The sequence below is a fragment of the Leisingera sp. ANG-M6 genome, assembly GCF_000813905.1.
Taxonomy (GTDB): Bacteria; Pseudomonadota; Alphaproteobacteria; order Rhodobacterales; family Rhodobacteraceae; genus Leisingera.
The window spans coordinates 66,097-84,152 of record NZ_JWLG01000012.1 but is presented as its reverse complement, the minus strand read 5'-3'; the positions used below and the strand labels follow the sequence as shown (position 1 = coordinate 84,152).

The 18,056-nt window shown below is 63.6% G+C and carries 16 protein-coding genes; 10 read left to right on the top strand and 6 right to left on the bottom strand.

Annotation, left to right across the window (positions count from 1 at the left end):
- From ald to RA24_RS09540, 5 genes are all read left to right on the top strand, one after another.
- Positions 1–1,116, top strand: a complete 1,116-nt coding sequence (ald, locus tag RA24_RS09560; RefSeq protein ID WP_039191190.1) for an alanine dehydrogenase — start codon at positions 1–3, stop codon at positions 1,114–1,116.
- Between the two features lie 69 nt (positions 1,117–1,185).
- The gene (gene dctP / locus RA24_RS09555; RefSeq protein WP_039191189.1) at positions 1,186–2,193 is read left to right on the top strand and encodes a TRAP transporter substrate-binding protein DctP; all 1,008 of its coding nucleotides are present in this window, start codon (positions 1,186–1,188) and stop codon (positions 2,191–2,193) included.
- Between the two features lie 68 nt (positions 2,194–2,261).
- Entirely contained in the window at positions 2,262–2,876 is a 615-nt protein-coding gene (locus RA24_RS09550) for a TRAP transporter small permease (protein WP_193747121.1), read from the top strand.
- Entirely contained in the window at positions 2,873–4,165 is a 1,293-nt protein-coding gene (locus RA24_RS09545; protein WP_019296089.1) for a TRAP transporter large permease, read from the top strand. Before RA24_RS09550 ends, RA24_RS09545 begins: the two co-directional genes overlap by 4 nt.
- 114 nt (positions 4,166–4,279) lie before the next feature.
- Complete coding sequence (locus tag RA24_RS09540) at positions 4,280–4,690, top strand: universal stress protein (RefSeq protein ID WP_019296090.1); 411 nt, start codon at positions 4,280–4,282, stop codon at positions 4,688–4,690.
- 507 nt (positions 4,691–5,197) lie between these two features.
- On the opposite strand, the gene RA24_RS09535 is transcribed toward RA24_RS09540, so the two are convergent.
- A complete protein-coding gene (locus tag RA24_RS09535) occupies positions 5,198–5,794 on the bottom strand; it encodes a GcrA family cell cycle regulator (protein ID WP_019296091.1) in 597 nt (198 codons plus the stop codon).
- 160 nt (positions 5,795–5,954) lie between these two features.
- Between RA24_RS09535 and RA24_RS09530 the strand changes: the two genes are divergently transcribed.
- The gene (locus tag RA24_RS09530) at positions 5,955–6,767 is read left to right on the top strand and encodes an ABC transporter permease (RefSeq protein WP_019296092.1); all 813 of its coding nucleotides are present in this window, start codon (positions 5,955–5,957) and stop codon (positions 6,765–6,767) included.
- Between the two features lie 5 nt (positions 6,768–6,772).
- Here the strand turns inward: RA24_RS09530 and RA24_RS09525 are convergent, their stop codons facing one another.
- Together RA24_RS09525 and RA24_RS09520 are read right to left on the bottom strand one after the other, a co-directional pair.
- Positions 6,773–8,011: an MFS transporter gene (locus RA24_RS09525; RefSeq protein WP_039191188.1), complete on the bottom strand. Its 1,239-nt coding sequence runs from the start codon at positions 8,009–8,011 to the stop codon at positions 6,773–6,775.
- Positions 8,012–8,142: 131 nt separating this feature from the next.
- Positions 8,143–9,054: a DMT family transporter gene (locus tag RA24_RS09520; RefSeq protein ID WP_039191187.1), complete on the bottom strand. Its 912-nt coding sequence runs from the start codon at positions 9,052–9,054 to the stop codon at positions 8,143–8,145.
- A gap of 429 nt (positions 9,055–9,483) precedes the next feature.
- Between RA24_RS09520 and RA24_RS09515 the strand changes: the two genes are divergently transcribed.
- The 4 genes from RA24_RS09515 (at position 9,484) to RA24_RS09500 (ending at position 13,215) form a co-directional block, all read left to right on the top strand.
- Positions 9,484–10,659, top strand: coding sequence for an aspartate aminotransferase family protein (locus RA24_RS09515; RefSeq protein ID WP_039191252.1), 1,176 nt, complete (start codon positions 9,484–9,486; stop codon positions 10,657–10,659).
- A 79-nt stretch (positions 10,660–10,738) separates the two neighbouring features.
- Positions 10,739–11,665 (top strand): ornithine carbamoyltransferase, encoded by a 927-nt coding sequence (argF, locus tag RA24_RS09510; RefSeq protein WP_019296096.1) that lies wholly within the window; start codon positions 10,739–10,741, stop codon positions 11,663–11,665.
- 163 nt (positions 11,666–11,828) lie between these two features.
- Positions 11,829–12,404, top strand: coding sequence for an isochorismatase family protein (locus RA24_RS09505; protein ID WP_039191186.1), 576 nt, complete (start codon positions 11,829–11,831; stop codon positions 12,402–12,404).
- 91 nt (positions 12,405–12,495) lie between these two features.
- Entirely contained in the window at positions 12,496–13,215 is a 720-nt protein-coding gene (locus RA24_RS09500) for an SDR family NAD(P)-dependent oxidoreductase (RefSeq protein ID WP_039191185.1), read from the top strand.
- A 73-nt stretch (positions 13,216–13,288) separates the two neighbouring features.
- On the opposite strand, the gene RA24_RS09495 is transcribed toward RA24_RS09500, so the two are convergent.
- The 3 genes from RA24_RS09495 to hrpB all read right to left on the bottom strand — a co-directional run bounded on the left by RA24_RS09495 (position 13,289) and on the right by hrpB (position 17,981).
- Positions 13,289–14,770, bottom strand: coding sequence for an inorganic phosphate transporter (locus RA24_RS09495; protein ID WP_039191184.1), 1,482 nt, complete (start codon positions 14,768–14,770; stop codon positions 13,289–13,291).
- 90 nt (positions 14,771–14,860) lie between these two features.
- Positions 14,861–15,319, bottom strand: a complete 459-nt coding sequence (locus RA24_RS09490; RefSeq protein WP_039191183.1) for an NUDIX hydrolase — start codon at positions 15,317–15,319, stop codon at positions 14,861–14,863.
- A 214-nt stretch (positions 15,320–15,533) separates the two neighbouring features.
- Positions 15,534–17,981, bottom strand: a complete 2,448-nt coding sequence (gene hrpB / locus RA24_RS09485) for an ATP-dependent helicase HrpB (RefSeq protein WP_039191182.1) — start codon at positions 17,979–17,981, stop codon at positions 15,534–15,536.
- Between the last annotated feature and the right edge of the window lie 75 nt (positions 17,982–18,056).

Below are 18,056 nucleotides of genomic sequence, written 5' to 3'. Positions count from 1 at the left end.
ATGTACATTGGTGTACCCAAGGAAATCAAAAACCACGAATACCGCGTCGGGCTAACGCCCGAGAGCGTGGCTGAGCTGATTACGAACGGTCATGCGGTGCTGGTCGAAACCGGTGCGGGCCTGGGCATTGGCGCCGATGACGATGCTTATCGTGCTGCTGGTGCGGAGATCGCAACAAACGCAGCCGAGGTGTTTGCCCACGCCGAAATGATCGTAAAGGTGAAGGAGCCGCAAGCAGCGGAGCGTGCGATGCTGCGCGAGGGGCAGATCCTCTATACCTATCTGCACCTGGCTCCAGATCCGGAGCAGACCAAAGATCTGGTGAACTCTGGCGCGGTCTGCATCGCTTATGAAACGGTAACGGACGATAGCGGCGGTCTGCCGCTCCTGAAGCCGATGAGCCAGGTTGCAGGCCGGATGTCGATCCAGGCCGGTGCCGGTGCCCTGGAAAAGGCCCAGGGCGGGCGCGGGGTTCTCCTGGGCGGTGTGCCTGGGGTGAAGCCCGGCAAGGTTGTTGTCATCGGCGGCGGTGTTGTCGGTTTCAATGCCGCGCAGATGGCCGTTGGCCTGCACGCTGACGTCACCATTCTGGACCGTAACCCGGCCGTTCTGGAAAAGCTCGAAAACCACTTTGAGGCATCCGCCAAGGTGGTTTACTCAACCCAGGCCGCGCTGGAGGAAGAGGTTTCCAATGCCGACCTCGTGATCGGGGCGGTTCTGATCCCCGGCGCCGCCGCACCCAAGCTTGTTTCGCGTGATCTGATTGCGAAAATGAAACCCGGTGCAGTGGTCGTGGATGTTGCCATTGACCAGGGCGGATGCTTTGCGACCTCCAAGGCAACGACACACGCAGACCCGACCTATGTCGTTGATGATGTTGTGCATTACTGCGTCGCCAATATGCCCGGCGCGGTGGCCCGGACTTCGACCTATGCGCTGAACAACGTGACCCTGCCGCATGCCATCGCCATTGCGAACAAGGGCTGGCAGCAAGCGCTGGCCGACAACCATCACCTGCTGAACGGCCTGAACGTGGCCTACGGCGAGGTGACCTGCAAGGCTGTGGCCGATGACCTCGGATACGGCTTCGAGGATCCCCGAAATTTGCTGACTTAAGCAAATCCGCGCCCGCAACAGCATGCCGCTGTGCGGGCGTTATTCGTCAAACAGGAGGAGAACTACCCGATGAGTTTCAACAAGATTACCAAAGGTCTGGCCGCTGGCGCGCTGAGCACTCTGATGTCGACCGCGGCTTTCGCCGAAGACATGACCCTGCGTTTCGCAGGCGTGTTCCCGATCGACCACCAGGGCACAAAAATGATGGAACAGGTTGCCGCAGATGTTGCAGCAGCCAACGTCGGCCTGAAAATCGACGTGTTCCCTGCAAACCAGCTCGGTTCCGGCGAAGCGCTGTTCGAAGATGTCGCCCGCGGCAACATCGATCTGGCGTCTGCTTTCATCTACGCCGACACCGATCCGCGCCTTGAGTTTCTGTCCATGCCGTTCCTGCTTGGAGGATGGGATGACATGGAAAATACGCTGCTCAACATGGATTCCGAGTTCAACACCATCCTGCAGGAGATCACCGACGAATACGGTGTCCGGGTGATGGCTCAGAACCCTGAAGGGTTCATCGGCATCGTTGCTTCGCAGGAGCCCCAGAACTGGAGCAGCTTTGAAGACAAAGGCATGAACATTCGTGTCTGGTCGTCCAGCGTTGTGAAGTCGATGGTTGAAGAACTGGGCTACCAGGCAACAACCATGGCATGGGGGGACATCTTCCCGGCGCTTCAAGCCGGTATCGTCGATGGTGCGATCTGCTGCACCAAAACCGCGACCTACTCCATCTTCGCCAAGTCGGATGTCGGTACCCACTTCGTCGAGTACAACTCGATCTCCGAACTGACAACGTTCTATGCATCGCAGCGGACGCTGGACAAGCTGAACGACGCACAGCGTGAAGCGTTGCAGGCGGCCCTGACCAAAGCGTCGAATGATTTCTTCAGCTACAACCGAGAGAATGACGAGGTTTTCGGTCAGAAGCTGCTTGATAAGGGCTACACCATCCTTCGCCTGAGCGATGAAGAACAGGCTGCGATGGCCGCACATGTTCAGGAAACGGTCTGGCCGCAGATGGCAAAAAGCGTTGGTCAGGACATCATCGACCGCCTGCTGGCAGCCAAGAACAACTGATCAGGAAAAGGGCCGGCAGACCAGCTGGCCCTTTTTTGTTCTTGAGCAAAACAATGGGAGGGAGAAAGATGTCCGTTTCGGTAAGCGAACAACCACCAGCCGCCGGGAACGAAGTTCACGGCATTCGGAACAAAATAACCGACGAATTGCCGGCCATCATTGGCTACCCGATGAAGGCGATCGCATTTCTCATGAGACAGATTGTAATGGTGTCAGGGTTCCTGATGGCATTCACCTTTGGCGCGGTTGTTGTCATCAGATACGGCTTTGGCGGCGATCTTTTCGCCTACGAAGAATGGCTGTTGGGCATTAGCATCGTGGGCTTCTTTGCAGGCGCTGTTCTGGCCTCTGCGCGCAATCTGCATATCAACGCGGATATTCTGGGCATCGTCATCCAAAACCCGCGGATGATCTGGTGGCGCGGGTTCATCGTGCTGACGGTCGAGCTGCTGGTGATCCTGTTTCTCATGTACGCGTGCTATGTCTCGCTGCTTGACGACTTCTCGTTCCCGCGGCTGCGCGCAACCCCTGTGCTGCGCATCCCCTTTGTCACCTGGCGGATCGGGATCATGGTCGCCTTTGGCTTCATGGCGATGTTCACCACTGCCTATCTCTACGTGCATATCCGTCAGGGTCTCGGTCTCCCTCTCAAATCAGCTGCTGCCAAGGAGGCCGCAAAATGATCATCACCGGTAGTCTTCTTATCGTCTGCGCCATGCTGCTACTTGGGGTCAGCGTTTTTGTGGCCTTCGGGGCGGTCCTGATTTTCATTGCCATGGTCGGTGATCAGTCGATCACAGGGTATTTGCCGACGGGGTCCACGGGAATCCGGTCACTGGTTCTGCTGGCCATCCCGCTCTTCATGATTGCGGGTGGCATCATGGAAAAAGGGCGGATCGCGGCGCCTCTGGTTTCACTCGCCGAAATGTTCATTGGCCATATCAAGGGCGGGCTGAGCGCTGCGGGCGTCCTGGCCTGCGGGGTCTTTGGCTCGATTTCCGGCAGCGCCAACGCCACCCTGACCTGCATCGGCGGCATCATGATGCCGCACCTGAAAAAGGCCAACTATCCCGGCGGGCAGTCCGCCGCTCTGATCGTGGCGGCAAGCCCTCTGGGCCTCCTGATCCCGCCAAGCTCGTCGCACATCCTGTATGGCTGGGTGGCACAGCAGCACGTGCTGAAATGTTTTCTGTCCACCGTGATCCCCGCGTTCATCCTGATCACCCTGCTGATCGTCGTGAACCAGTTCATGCTGCGGAAATACGATGGCATTAACTTGACAGAACGCCCCAGGCCATTTCTGCCCACCTTTGGCCGCCAAGCGCGCCTGGCGGGACCTGCGCTGATGATGCCGCTGATCATTCTGGGAGGGATCTACGGCGGTATCATGACCCCGACCGAAGCCGCCGGCATCGCCGTGGTCTATTCGATCCCGATTGCGATCTACTTCTACCGCGGCCTGACCTGGAAAACGCTGGCCCAGACCATCCAGAATTCCGGCGTCACAATCGGCGTGGTGATGGTCATGATCTTCATGGTTCTGATCGTGTCGGACAACCTGATCTCGCAGGGCGCACCGCAACTGGCCAAAGATCTTGTTTATTCCGTATCTGACAACCCGATTGTGATCCTGCTGATGATCAACATCGTGATGATCCTGATCGGGATGCTGATGGATGATATCTCTGGCCTGCTTCTGGCGACCCCGATCCTGTTGCCCATCGCGCAGAGCACCGGAATGGACCCGATCCATTTTGCTGCCGTGATCGGCGTGAACCTGGGCATGGCGAACATCACACCACCCACGGCGCCGCTTCTCTATCTTGGTGCCCAGGTCTGTGACGAACCGGTCTCGCGCATGCTGTGGCCGACGCTGATCTTTATCATCTTCGCCTGGCTGCCGACGCTGATGCTGACGACCTTTGTCCCGGAACTGGCGCTCTTCCTGCCCGACCTCCTGCTCAGCAAATAAGGGGGCCACCTATTCCTGCGCCCCCCGGACCGGGGGCGTTCCCCTGCCGGCGGCGGATGCCGGACAGGCAGCCGCGAACCTTCAGCCCCAGAAACTGAACACAAGAGGAACACCATGTATAGCAACATACTCGTAGCGCTGTCCCTGGAACATGGCATCAGCGAACAGGCACTCTCCACAGCACGTGCCCTCCTGTCCGAGGGTGGAAAGATCACCGCAGCCCATATTCACGAGCCGCCGAACAAGCAGATCATGTATTACATGGAGCAAAATGTTGTCGAAAAATCCTACCAGAAAGCCCAGGCAAGCCTGGCTGACCGGTTGCAGGGTGAAGCGGGTGTGAACTCCGTCATTCTGGAAAGCCAGTCAGCGGGCCGAGCGATAACGGAATATGCCAACAAACACAAAATCGACTGTATCGTCCTTGCCTCGCACAAACCGGGGATGAAGGAGTTCTTTTTGGGCTCGACCGCCGCGCTGGTCGTCCGCCACGCTCATTGTTCGGTTCATGTCCTCCGCCTGTAACGGCTTATAACGGCCGCTGATCGAACAGCCAGCCCTGTGCAAATGGTTTGCAGTCAAAGCAGGGTTGGAGCATTTCTTAATTATGCCGATTGGACTAATTGGCTGCCACCTGACTTGGGACAGCTAGATAGACGGCGTGTTTGCGACGCCCTCCAGCGCGCATTCCGGAACCCTTGCATGGCGGGTTCGCAATGTTCTGCCCATTCTTTAAGGATTGGCCGTAATGAGAGCACCTGATCCGGCCATAAGCGTATGAGCAGCGAATTCAGCCTCCGCGCCGCATAAGTGTTATCCAACCCGATGAATTGACATACCTGCTCTCTAAGCAACGCGGACACAGCCCGATGTTTGGCTGATGTTTGGGTTGCGTGGGGGATATCTGCCGCTAGATGCTCTTGCGACAGCTGAACGCCTTTTGCCACGTAGCACTAATTGCCAAAAGGCGGGCCTCAAAAGGAAAAGCCCCGGACGCAATGCCGGGGCCAAATTCACTAAAGCGGCCAAGCCTCAGCGGCGGCGGTCGCGGCGCGAGGACATCGGTTGGAAAGCCACGCCCACATGCGCCTCGCAGTAGGGCTTGCCCTGCTGCGCGGGCAGGCCGCAGAACCAGAAGTCCTCGGTTGCCGGGTCGCCCACCGGCCATTTGCAGGTGCGCTCGGTCAGCTCCATCAGGCCCAGCTTTTTGGCCTTCTTCTCGATCTCATTGACCTTGGCCAGCGCCTCGGGGCTGATTTCATTAGCGGAGGGCTGCGGCGGCAGCGGCTGGCCGGCCGGGATGATCTGGCGGCGGGCCGGGGTTGCGGGCTTGGCGTCCGCAGACGGCTGGGCCGCGGCCGGGCGGGCCGGTTCGGTCTTGGGTTGCGGCTTGGGCTTGGCGGCAGCCGCAGGTTTCGGTGCGGCGGCTGCAGGGGCGGCTGCCGGCTTTTCCTTCGGCTCTGCCGCTTTGGATCCGCCGCTGTTGCGGTTGGACAGGCCGAGGCGGTGCACCTTGCCAATGACGGCGTTGCGGGTGACGCCGCCCAGTTCCTTGGCGATCTGGCTGGCCGATTGGCCCTCGCCCCACATTTTCTTGAGCAGTTCGACGCGCTCGTCTGTCCAGGACATCTGTTGCCTTTCCAAGCTAATAGCGGCCCCAGGGGTTCTGCGGCCGCCATCATATTCCGTGTGATCCCCTATTCTAATCACTGCGGGCGGAGTTACAAGGCATCTTGCGCCCATTGGCCCAGCCGTTATGCAGTCGGGCAAGCGAAACGCGAGGGGCAGCATGGCAGAGCAGGGCTATCAGGTGGAATTGGGCGCGCGCCGGTTCGGGCGGGTGAACTGGCTGGGGCTCAAGGCGCTGGCATGGCGCGAGGTGAAGCGGTTCCTGGCGGTCTGGACCCAGACTCTGCTGGCGCCGCTGGTGACCGCGGCGCTGTTCCTGATGATCTTCAACATCGCCATCGGGCCGAAGCGCGGCGATGTGATGGGGGTGCCGTTCCTGACCTTCCTGGCACCGGGCATCATGATGATGACGGTGATCCAGAATGCCTTTGCAAACACCTCATCCTCCATCGTTATTGCCAAGGTGCAGGGCAATATCGTCGACACGCTGATGCCGCCCCTGTCGGGGCTGGAGATCCTGCTAGGCTATCTGGCGGGCGCCGTTGCACGCGGCACTCTGGTGGCGCTGGGCATCGGGCTGGGGCTGATGGCGGTGCTGCAAATCGTACCTGCGCATCCGCTGACCGCACTGGTCTTCATCGTGCTGGGCGCGGCGTTTCTGGGCGGCCTCGGGATCGTTGCCGGGGTTTTTGCCGACAAGTTCGACCAGATGGCGGCAATCACCAATTTCATCGTCACACCCTTGGCTTTCCTCTCCGGCACTTTTTATTCGGTCGAGGCGCTGCCGCCGGTGCTGAAAGTCATCTCGCATCTGAACCCGGTGTTCTACCTGATCGACGGAGTGCGATTCGGGGTGATCGGCACCTCGGACAGCCCGCCCTTGCTGGGGCTGGCGGTCTGCAGCGGTGCCACCTTTGCGGTCTGCCTGCTGGCCTGGGTGATGCTGCGCACTGGTTACCGCCTGAAACCCTGACGCCGCTACTCCGCGGGCAGGGGGTCTTCCGCTGGCGGAGGCGCCGCCTTTCTGCGTCCCAGCCGCGGATGCAGCTTGCCAGCCAGCAGCGCGGCATAAGCCGCAGCCGCGGCGCCAGCGGCAAAGATCCCAGCCAGCGGCGACACCATCAGCACCAGCCAGGCGGCCCCCGGCGTCAGGATGCCGGAGATATCCCGGTAGCTGGAGTAGACCGCCGACATCTCGGTCCGTTCGGAGGGTTTCACCGCCATCAGGAACGGCAGCCCGCCGCAGATGTCCAGCAGGATCAGCGCGGCGGACCCCGCCATCAGCAGGCCGACCGCAACATCTGGCCAGCCCTGCAACGCTGCGGCACCGCCGAAACACAGGGCGACGATCAGAAAACCGGTGCGCACCGCCAGCCGGATCGAATGCTGCTGCACCCAGCGCTGCAGCAGCGGCGCGCCGAACAGGCAGGCGTTGGTCACGGACAAGAGGATGCCGCCCAGTTCCTGTCCCAGCCCTTTTTCAATGGCAAAGATCGGCAGGTAGACCACGTAGATCCACCAGCCAGCCGACCGGATCACCGCAAACAGGAAGCCGGTGATCAGCCGCGGCTGCTCCAGAAAGCGCGGCAGGTATTTCAACGGGTTGGAGGCCGGGCCGCGGGCGCGGGCGATCTGTTTGCCGTTGCCCATGCGCATCCACCAGAAGGCGGCCAGCATCAGGAGCGCGGCGGCGGCGGAAATCAGGAACGGGGCAGGCGGCCACCAATCCAGCAGCAGCACCCCCGCCATTGGCCCGGCCGTCCAGCCCAGGGCTGAATAGAACATCCGTGAGGTCTCGCATTTGCCCAGTTCGACCCGGGAAATGTAGTCGAGTACATAGGCGTTGAAGCAGATGAACGTGGTGACCGCCGCCACGGTGTTGAGCGCCAGCGCCGCCAGCACCGAACCCGGGCTGCCTTCGATCGCCAGCGCTGCCGAGGCCACGAACATCGCCGCGCCCAGGGAATAGGCCCAGCGGCGCGGCACCAGCCGCACCAGTGCGGGCACCATCAGCCCCGCGAGCAGCGAAAGGATACCCACCGCGAAATAGGAGGCCGAGACCAGCCCGGCATCCCCCAGCGCCCGGTACATAATCAGCGGAAAGACTGAGATCAGCGTGCCGCGCACCACCGCCTCCAGCCCCGCCAGGATGCCGAAATCCCGGACCGAGGGCACCGGCGCGTGGCGCAGCCATTCTGGGATTCGCCGCTCGTGCATGGGTATTCTCCTGTCCTGTTACAGAGCAGGGTGCCGTGCCGGGCAGGCGGAAATTGCCGGTTTTCGACCTCGGCGTCGCCATGGGGCTATTGAATGGAAATAACTTTTTGTGAGGCCGGTTCAGGTGCGGGTTACTTCCCTGCCGCAGCTGCGCGGCCTGCAGGCGGGCGCACCCGGCCCTCGCGCCAGGCCAGAATGGCGGCCCCCGCCAGGATGATGCAGGCGCCAAGGAAGGAAATCGCATCCGGCACCACGCCAAAGCCGAGGAAGTCGTAAAGCGCCGCAAACACCAGCGTGGCATAGCTGAACGGCGCCACAAAGGACGCATCCGCCCGCGCCATCCCGTTGATGAAACAAGCCTGCGCGCAGGCCATCAAGAGCCCCAGCGCCGCAAGCGCTCCCCATTGGCCCGCGCTTGGCATCTGCCAGACCGGCAGCACCGCGCAGCTGGCAATCATCATCCCCAAAAGGTTGTTGAACCACAGCACCTGCAGCGGCCCTTCGCGGCCCGCGAGTTTCTTGATGAAAATCAGCTCCAGCCCCATCACCGCCGCCGCGCCCAGGGCCAGCAGCGCCGCGGGCTGGAAGCTGGCGGGCGTGGGGCGCAACAGAATCATCGCGCCGATCATCGCAACCAGCGCCGCGCCCCAGCGCCAGGGTCCGACCCGTTCCCCCAAGAGCGGGATCGCCAGCAGCATGCCGAAAACCGGGTTCAGGAAGGTGATCGCGGTGGCATCGGCCAGCGGGATATAGGCAACCGAGGCAAACATTAGCGTGACCCCGGCCCAGCCGAAGGAGGTGCGTCCGATGTGATAGCCCCAATGCGGGCGGATGAAGCGCGGGCGCAGGATCAGCACCGCAGTGGAGATCCCCATGAAGGCAAACAGAAAGCGCCCGTGGCTGATCTGCAGCGGGTGCAGCGGCGCGCCCAGCACATCTGTCCCCAATGACTTGGCCAGCAAAGTGGTGCCCGCAATGAAGGTGGTTGCCGCCAGGATCAGGGCGGCGGCCAGGGCCGGGTTCTGCGGGGTGTTGCGCGTCATGGCACCAGCGGTGCGGCAAGCCGCCGCGGGATGCAAGGGGAAAGGCTGCGGCGGCCATCGTAATTTACCATCAGGGCAGGGGCGCTGCCCCGCGGGCTTGGAGAAGGAGGGGCGCTGCCCCTCTTGGCCTGCGGCCAATTCACCCCGGAGTATTTCGCCAAAGGTGAAGGGGCCGGGCGGCGCATTGGCAGGGCGGGCTGCACAAAAGGGGTTTTCTTTCGCCAAAACCTCCACTATGGAACCCATCCATGATCAAACGCGCACATACCACCATTTCGCGACGCCGACGCCGCTTGGCGTAACCGGCCCTTGATCCCTTGTGCCTGCCGTGCAGCACATCCTCCATTTGAAATCCAATGATCCACCGTTGACCCAAGGCCCTTGCTGATGCACTGCTTTGGCTTCCGACCTTTGAAAAGGATGATCCCGATGATCCCGTCCGTTCTGCCGACCTACAACCGTGCCCCGCTTGAGTTCGTCAAAGGCGAAGGCGCCTGGCTGACCACGGCGGACGGGCGACGCTTTCTGGATCTGGGCTCCGGCATCGCGGTCAACGCGCTGGGCCATGCCCATCCGGCGCTGGTGGAGGCACTGACCACCCAGGCGCAAGCCTTGTGGCATGTGTCCAACCTCTACCACATTCCCCAGCAGCAGGCGCTGGCGGACAAGCTGGTGGAGCATACCTTTGCCGACACCGTGTTCTTCACCAACTCCGGCACCGAGGCCTGCGAGCTGGCGGTGAAGATGGCGCGTAAGTATTTCTATGACAAAGGCCAGCCGGAGCGGGTCGAAATCATCACCTTTGACGGCTCCTTCCATGGCCGGTCCTCGGCCGGCATCGCCGCCGCTGGCTCCGAGAAGATGGTCAAGGGCTTCGGCCCGCTGCTGCCCGGTTTCGTGCATCTGACCTTTGGCGATCTGGATGGCGTCACCAATGCCATCTCGGACAGCACTGCTGCCATCATGATCGAGCCGGTGCAGGGCGAGGGCGGCATCCGCCCGGTCCCGGATGCAGAGCTGAAGGCGCTGCGCCGGATCTGTGACGAGCATGGCCTGTTGCTGATCCTGGATGAGGTGCAATGCGGCGTCGGGCGCACCGGCAAGCTGTTTGCCCATGAATGGGCGGGCATCACCCCGGACATCATGATGGTGGCCAAGGGCATCGGTGGCGGCTTCCCGCTGGGTGCGGTGCTGGCCACCGAGGATGCCGCCAGCGGCATGACCGCAGGCACCCACGGCTCCACATACGGCGGCAACCCGCTGGGCTGCGCAGTGGGCTGCGCGGTGATGGATCATGTGGCTGACCCGGACTTCCTGGCAGAGGTGAACCGCAAGGCGGGTCTCTTGCGGCAGAAGCTGGAGGGGCTGGTGGCCGACCATCCAGAAGTCTTCGAGGAAGTGCGCGGCGCCGGCCTGATGCTGGGCCTCAAGTGCACGGCAGCCAACATAGATGTGGTCAACGCGGGCTACGCCAACGAGCTGATCACCGTCCCGGCTGCCGACAACGTGATCCGCCTGCTGCCGCCGCTGACCCTGAGTGATGAGGACATCGCCGAGGCCGTCAGCCGCCTTGATAAAACTGCCGCCCAGGTCGCAGCCTCCTGATCTTCACCTTTGCAGAAATACTCCCGGGGGTCCGGGGGCAGGCAGCCCCCGGCCTTCGCCAGAACAAAGCGATACGACTATGAACCATTTCCTCGATATCCACAAAACCGACCCTGCCGACCTGCGCGCCATCATCGACCAGGCCAAAGCCACCAAGCAGGCGCGCCTCGGCCGCCCCAAGGCGGCGCTGGATGATGAGCTGCCGCTGAAGGACCGGATGGTGGCACTGATATTTGAGAAACCCTCAACCCGGACCCGGGTGTCCTTTGATGTCGGCGTGCGCCAGATGGGCGGCCAGACCATGGTTCTGTCGGGCAAGGACATGCAGCTGGGCCATGGCGAGACCATCGCCGACACCGCCCGCGTGCTCAGCCGCTATGTCGACATGATCATGATCCGCACCTTCGATGAGACCGTGCTGACCGAGATGGCGGAGTACTCCGATGTGCCGGTGATCAACGGCCTGACCGACCGCACTCACCCCTGCCAGATCATGGCCGATGTGCAGACCTACGAGGAGCACCGCGGCTCCATCAAGGGCAAGAAGGTGGTGTGGTGCGGCGATGGCAACAACGTCTGCGCCTCCTTCATCCATGCGGCCGGGCAGTTCGGCTTCGACCTGACCTTCACCGGCCCCTCGCAGCTGGACCCGGAAGAGGAGTTCATGGGACTGGCGCGCAAGGCTGGATCGAAGATCGTGGTCGAGCGCGACGCCGTGAAGGCGGTGGAGGGTGCCGATCTGGTGGTCGCAGACACCTGGGTGTCGATGCATGACAGCCAGTCTTCCAAGGAGCGCCGCCACAACATGCTGCGCCCCTATCAGGTGAACGACGCGCTGATGGCGCATGCCAAGCCCGATGCGCTGTTCATGCACTGCCTGCCGGCCCACCGCGAGGAAGAGGTGACCTCCGCCGTCATGGACGGCCCGCAGTCGGTGATCTTTGACGAAGCCGAAAACCGCCTGCACGCACAGAAGGCAATCATGCGCTGGTGCCTGGGCGGCTGAACCGCAGGCGACATTTGATTTGGAAGGGCGCGCGCAGCCGGGGCTGCTGCGCGCCTTTTTCGTGCGCTATGCGCCCATGACGCAGGGGCATGGGAGTTTGCACTGGCCGCTGGGCACGGTTTCGGCAAACCTCCTGCCAAGAATTTCACCGCGAGGATTTCCCATGGACCGCAGCACAGCCCTGTTGATCGTCGACATGCAGCAGGAGATGGCCAACGTGGCCGCCTCTGGCCGCCCGCAGGCTAATCCGGATGCGGAGGAGACGGTGGCCGAGCTGGCCGCAGCCTTCCGCACCGCGGATCTGCCGGTGGTGCATGTAATGCATGACGATCCGCGGCCCGAGAGCAAGTTCCGCCGCGATCTGCCCAGCGGCCAGCCGTTGCCCTGCGCGGTGCCGCAGGAGGGCGAGGCGGTGTTCTGGAAAATCGGCTCATCCGGGTTCTACGGCACCGGGCTGGAGCAGCATCTGCGGGACGCCGGGATCACCCGGCTGGTGATTGCGGGTGGGGTGGCAGCCTTCTGCGTCAACTCAACCACCCGCTCTGCCGCCAACCTCGGGTTTGAAATCGAGGTGGTAGAAGATGCGCTGATCGCCTTTGACATGCCCGCGCGCAACGGCGGGATGCTGGATGCCGGGACCGTTCTGGAGGTCACGCTGTCCGCCCTGCACGCAGGTTTTGGAAAGGTGGTGACCGCGGCAGATGTTCTTGCGCAGCTGCCTGCCGCGGCAGAGGCCTGATTCAGCCTTCGGCCAAGGCGCTGCCCGATAAACCTTGTGTCATGAGTGGATTGCCGTCAGCATTTCACTCAAGGACAGGGGAGGGCTGGCAATGGCAGGCACATCATCCAAACCGCAGGCGCTGATCGTCGGGGCCGGGACCGGTCTGTCGGCGGCTTTCGCCCGGCAGCTCTCTGCTGCGGGCTATGCGGTGCATCTGGCTGCCCGCAATACGGACAAGCTGGAGACGCTGGCAGCAGAGACCGGGGCCGTGCTGCACGTGCTCGATGGCACCGACACCAACGGGACCTCGGCACTGATCGACGGTTTGCCCGGGGAACTGCGGGTGGCCTGCTACAACCCCTCGGCCCGGCTGCGCGGTCCTGTTGCAGAACTGGAGCCGGAAACGGTGCGCAAGGCAGTGGAGATCACTGCCTATGGCGCCTTTGTGCTGGGGCAGGCGGCGGCCAAGAGGATGCTGATGCAGCAGGCCTTGGACGGGCGGCGCGGCACCATCCTGTTCACCGGCGCCTCCGCCGGGGTGAAGGGCTTTGCCCAGTCCGCGCCCTTTGCGATGGGCAAGTTTGCGCAGCGCGGCCTGGCGCAATCGATGGCGCGGGAGCTGCACCCAAAGGGCATCCATGTCGCCTGGGTCAATATCGACGGCGGCATCCGCAATGCCGCCCGGCCAGAGCGGACAGAGGCCGCGGATAGCCCCGACAGCATGCTGGACCCCGATGCCATTGCCGCGGAGTACATGCATCTGATTAACCAGCACCGCTCCGCCTGGAGCGACGAGCTGGTGCTGCGGCCTTGGGTGGAGCGGTTCTAGGGGCTGAAACCAAGGCAAAGAAAACCCCCGCAGCCGGATGGTGCGGGGGTTCCTAATGTGAATGTGGTGCGGCTCAGCTGACGAAGGTATTGAGCAGCAGGTAGATCACCGCGGACAGAAGTGCTGCGGCAGGGACGGTGATCACCCAAGCGGCCACAATTGTCATGAAGTGGCTGCGGCGCACCAGCTTGCGGCGGCGGCGTTCCTCCGGCGCGATGCGTTTCTCCACCGGGCGGCCTGCGGCGGATTTCTTCAGGCGGCGCTCCATGTGCCACTCGCGGAAGAAGCCGACACCGAACACCGCGCCCACCGCGATATGGGTGGAGGAGACCGGCAGGCCCAGCCAGCTGGCCACGATCACGGTGATGGCGGCGGACAGCGACACGCAGTAGGCGCGCATTGGGTTCAGCTTGGTGATCTGGCTGCCGACCATGCGGATCAGCTTGGGGCCGAACAGGAACAGGCCAAAGGAGATGCCGAAGGCGCCGATCACCATCACCCAGGTCGGGATTGCGACCTTGGCGGCAAAGTCGCCGAACTCGGTGGCGTGCACGATGGCGGCAAGCGGGCCAACCGCGTTGGCAACGTCATTGGCGCCATGGGCAAAGGACAACAGGCCCGCGGAAATCACCAGCGGCAGGCCGAACAGCGCCTTCAGCGACTTGTTGCGGTTCTCCATGCCCTCGGACTGGCGCTTGATCAGCGGCGCGGTGATCACATAGGAAACCGCGCCGATGCCGGCACCGATCAGCAGCGCGGTCTGCAGGTCAATCTTGACGATCTTCTTCAGGCCTTTGAGGGCCAGATAGGCACCAAAGGCGGCGGCCATGACGGCGACCAGAACCGGCACCCAGCGCCGTGCGGCGGCGATTTTGTCGTCCTGATAGATGATCTTGGCCTTGATGAAGGCAAGGAACAGCGCGGCGATGATGCCGCCCAGCACCGGAGAGATGACCCAGCTGGCAGCGATCTTGCCCATGGTGGGCCAGTTCACTGCGGCGGTGCCCGCGGCAGCCACACCAGCGCCCAGCACGCCGCCTACGACCGAATGGGTGGTGGACACAGGCGCGCCGACCCAGGTGGCCAGGTTCACCCACAGCGCCGAGGAAATCAGCGCCGCCATCATCGCCCAGATGAACACGCTGCTGCTGCTTACTGCGGTGGGGTCGACAATGCCCTTGGAAATGGTCGACACCACATCGCCGCCTGCCAGCAGGGCGCCTGCGCTTTCACAGATGGCGGCAATCACGATGGCGCCGCCCATGGTCAGCGCGTTTGCGCCCACCGCCGGACCCATGTTGTTGGCCACGTCATTGGCGCCGATGTTGATCGCCATATAGGCGCCGAACGCCGCGGCGGCGATCACCACCATGCTCATGGCGGAACCGCCGAAGAACACGCCGGCTGCAAGGCCTGCCAGCACGATGAAGGCGAGCGCAATGCCCGGCGCCACCAGCGGGCGGGAGGCATAGCTGGTCGCGAGCTCCAGCTGGGAGATCCTGTTCAGATCCTTATCCAGCGTGTTCCATTGCGGGCGCTGATCTTCGTGGCTCATCGTCGCGTTCCTGATTCCGGGGTCTGGGCACGCGCCTACCCCCGCTCATGGAACGGATCAAGCTTCTGACATGAAAATGTCACATAACTTTTACAAACGGTGCAGAATGTCCCGCAGTTCCGGCTCATCCACCAGCCCGGCAGCCTTTGCGGGCTTCATCCACTGGCGGGTGCGCTCGCTGGATTCCGGGTAATCATCCTCCAGCTGCTCCACTTCGACCTCGAAGATCAGCGTTGTGACGGGCTCTTCGGTGCCGTTGTCGTGGCGCTTGGTGAAATGGTATTCGCCGATCGGCTGCGGGGTGATGCGGGCCGGTTTGACGCCGGCTTCCTCCCAGGCTTCCTGCAGGGCGGAGTCGGGGCCATCCTTGCCCTCAACCGGCCAGCCCTTGGGCAGGATCCAGCGCCCGGTGCCGCGGCTGGTGATCATCAGCACTTCCTTGCCGTCCGCATCCATGCGGTAGCACAGGGCGGCGACCTGCACGCGGGCAGGGCGCTGCAGCATCGGTTTGATGATCTCGTTCCAGGCGCGGGTCAGGGGGCTTGTCATTTGTGCTCAGCCTTTTGTTGTTGGGGAATATCCCGTGTCGTGTGTGTAACTGCAGGAATCTACGCCTGATTGACCGGGGTTGCAAGATGATGCGCGGGTTTGCCGTGCAGCAGACCGCAGGCCTCAGGCGGGGCTCCCGTCCGCTGATCCGTGCATCACAGATGCACCGCCAGCCGTTGGGCCGGGCAGCGCGGCTCAGCCGCGCTGCGTTTCGCTACTTGCGCCGTTTCGCCCTGAGCGTCGGGTCTTCTTGGGTCGGGTCTTCGGGCCAGGGGTGCTTGGGGTACTGGGCGCGCATGTCTTTTCTCACATCTGCATAGGAGCCGGCCCAGAAGCCCGGCAGGTCGCGGGTGATCTGGATCGGGCGCTGGGCGGGCGACAGCAGCGAGACCTTCAACGGCACGCCGCCCACCGAAGGGTGCCGGGTGACGCCGAACATCTCCTGCAGGCGGACCGAGATTTCCGGGATCTCGCCGTCATAGCTGATCGGAATCTTGCGCCCAAGCGGGGTTGTGAAACTGCCCGGCGCCTCGCGGTCCAGCATCTGCGTCTGTTCCCAGCTGAGCGCCGCCTTGAGCGCGGGCAGCAGATCGAAGCGTTTCCAGTCCTCGGCCGATTTCACCCCGTCCAGCATCGGCAGCAGCCAGTCTTCCAGGTTCTCCGTCAGACCGTGCAGTGAGAAATCCGGCAAGTCATGGCCTTCCGCCCTGACCAGTTCCACCCGCGCCGCCAGCCGCGCGGCAGCCCCGGTGAGCCGCAGGCCGAGGTCGCGCACCCCGTCCAGCATCGCCCGCGCCACCGCGTCCGGCGGCACGTCCTTCCAGATCCGGTCATCGAGAACCATGGCGCCGAACCGCTCCTGCTGGCGCGCCACCACCCGCCGGTCGCGCTTGGACCACTCGCATGTGTCCTCCCAAGTGATCTGATCCGCAAACAGCTCGCGGATCTCGGCCAGCGAGATTTGCGCCGCCATGCGGATCTTCGCCTCGCGCGGGTTACCGTCGGTATCCAGCGCCACGATGAACGGTGCCCCCGCCAGCGTATCGCCGCCATCCAATATGGCGCCCTTGCCTCCGGACAGCACGAACCGTGGATTGTCGCCCTTGCGGCGCTGGCCGACGCGGTCCGGATAGGCGAGGGCGGCCATCATCGCGGCAGACAGGCCCGCATCCCGGTGGCCTGCCTGTTTCTCCAGCCGCCGCGCCTCGCTCCTGATCCGCTCCACCACCGGGCGGTTCAGCTGGTAGGGGTGATTGCGCGCAAACCCCTTGGGGTCCCTCAGCGCCTTCAGCCGCAGCGACAGGTCCGCAGGGCCGCCGCGTAGCGGATCGCGTTCACCCAGCAGGGCCGCCAGGGGCACAGCGGCAGGGCCTGCCTGCAGCAGCATATGGCCAAGCCGCGGATGCAAGGGCAGGGCGGCCAGTGCCTTACCGTGCTCAGTGATGCGCCCCTGCGTGTCCAGCGCCCCCAGCATGTTCAAAAGCGCCTGCGCCTCTGCCAGCGCGCCGGTAGGCGGCTGGGTCAGGAACGAGAGGTCCTCCGGCGCGGCGCCCCACAGCGCCAATTCCAGCGCCAGTGCGGTCAGGTCAGCGCTTTCGATTTCGGCCGGCGGAAACGCCATCAGCGCGCCTTCCTCGCCCTTGGTCCACAGCCGGTAGCAGATGCCCTCCGCCACCCGGCCCGCGCGGCCCTGCCGCTGGGTCGCCTCGGCGCGGGTGACTTTCTCGGTCACCAGCCGGGACATGCCGGATCCTGGATCAAAGCGTGCGCGGCGCGCCTGGCCCATATCCACCACCACCCTTATGTCCTGAATGGTCAGCGAGGTCTCGGCGATCGAGGTCGCCAGAACCACCTTGCGCCCCAGCGGTTCCGGCTGGATCGCCGCGCGCTGCTCGGCAAAGGGCAGGGCGCCGAACAGCGGGCGGATATGGCAATGACCGGGCAGGCGCTTCTCCAGCGCGCCGGCGGCGCGGCGGATCTCGCTCTCGCCGGGCAGGAATACCAGGATGCCGCCGCCGGTGGCCTTTGTTTCCCTTTCAGCCTGAACCACCAGATCCGCCAGCGCATCGACGCGGTGCGCCTGCGCGGGCAGGGGGCGCTCCAGCCAGCGTGTCTCAACCGGATAGCTGCGCCCCTCAGACGTCACCATCGGCGCATCCATCAGCGCCGCCACCGGCCCGGCGTCCAATGTTGCCGACATTGGCAGCAGGATCAGGTCATCGCGCAGTGCGCCCGCGACCTCCAGGCACAAGGCCAGCCCCAGATCGGCGTTCAGGGAGCGTTCGTGGAATTCGTCAAAGATCACCGCGCCGATGCCGGGCAGGTCAGGGTCCGATTGCAGCATCCGGGTCAGGATGCCCTCGGTCACCACCTCGATGCGGGTGGATGTCGAAACCTTGGCGTCACCGCGCACCCTGTAGCCGACGGTCTGGCCGGGCTTCTCGCCCAGCGTTTCCGCCATCCGCTCGGCAGCGGCGCGGGCGGCGAGGCGGCGGGGTTCCAGCATCACGATGCGGCCCTTCGTCAGCCCGGCCTCCAGCATCGCCAGCGGCACCCGGGTGGTCTTGCCCGCACCGGGCGGCGCCTGCAGCACGGCACGGCCGCGGGCGCGCAGCGCGTCCAGGAGGTCGGGGAGGGCGTCTTCGATCGGCAATCTGGTCATTCCGCCTTATCGCCAAAGGGGCGGGGGAGGTCCAGCGGCCTTGCAGCGCCCGGCAATCCGCAAACCGCCTCAGGC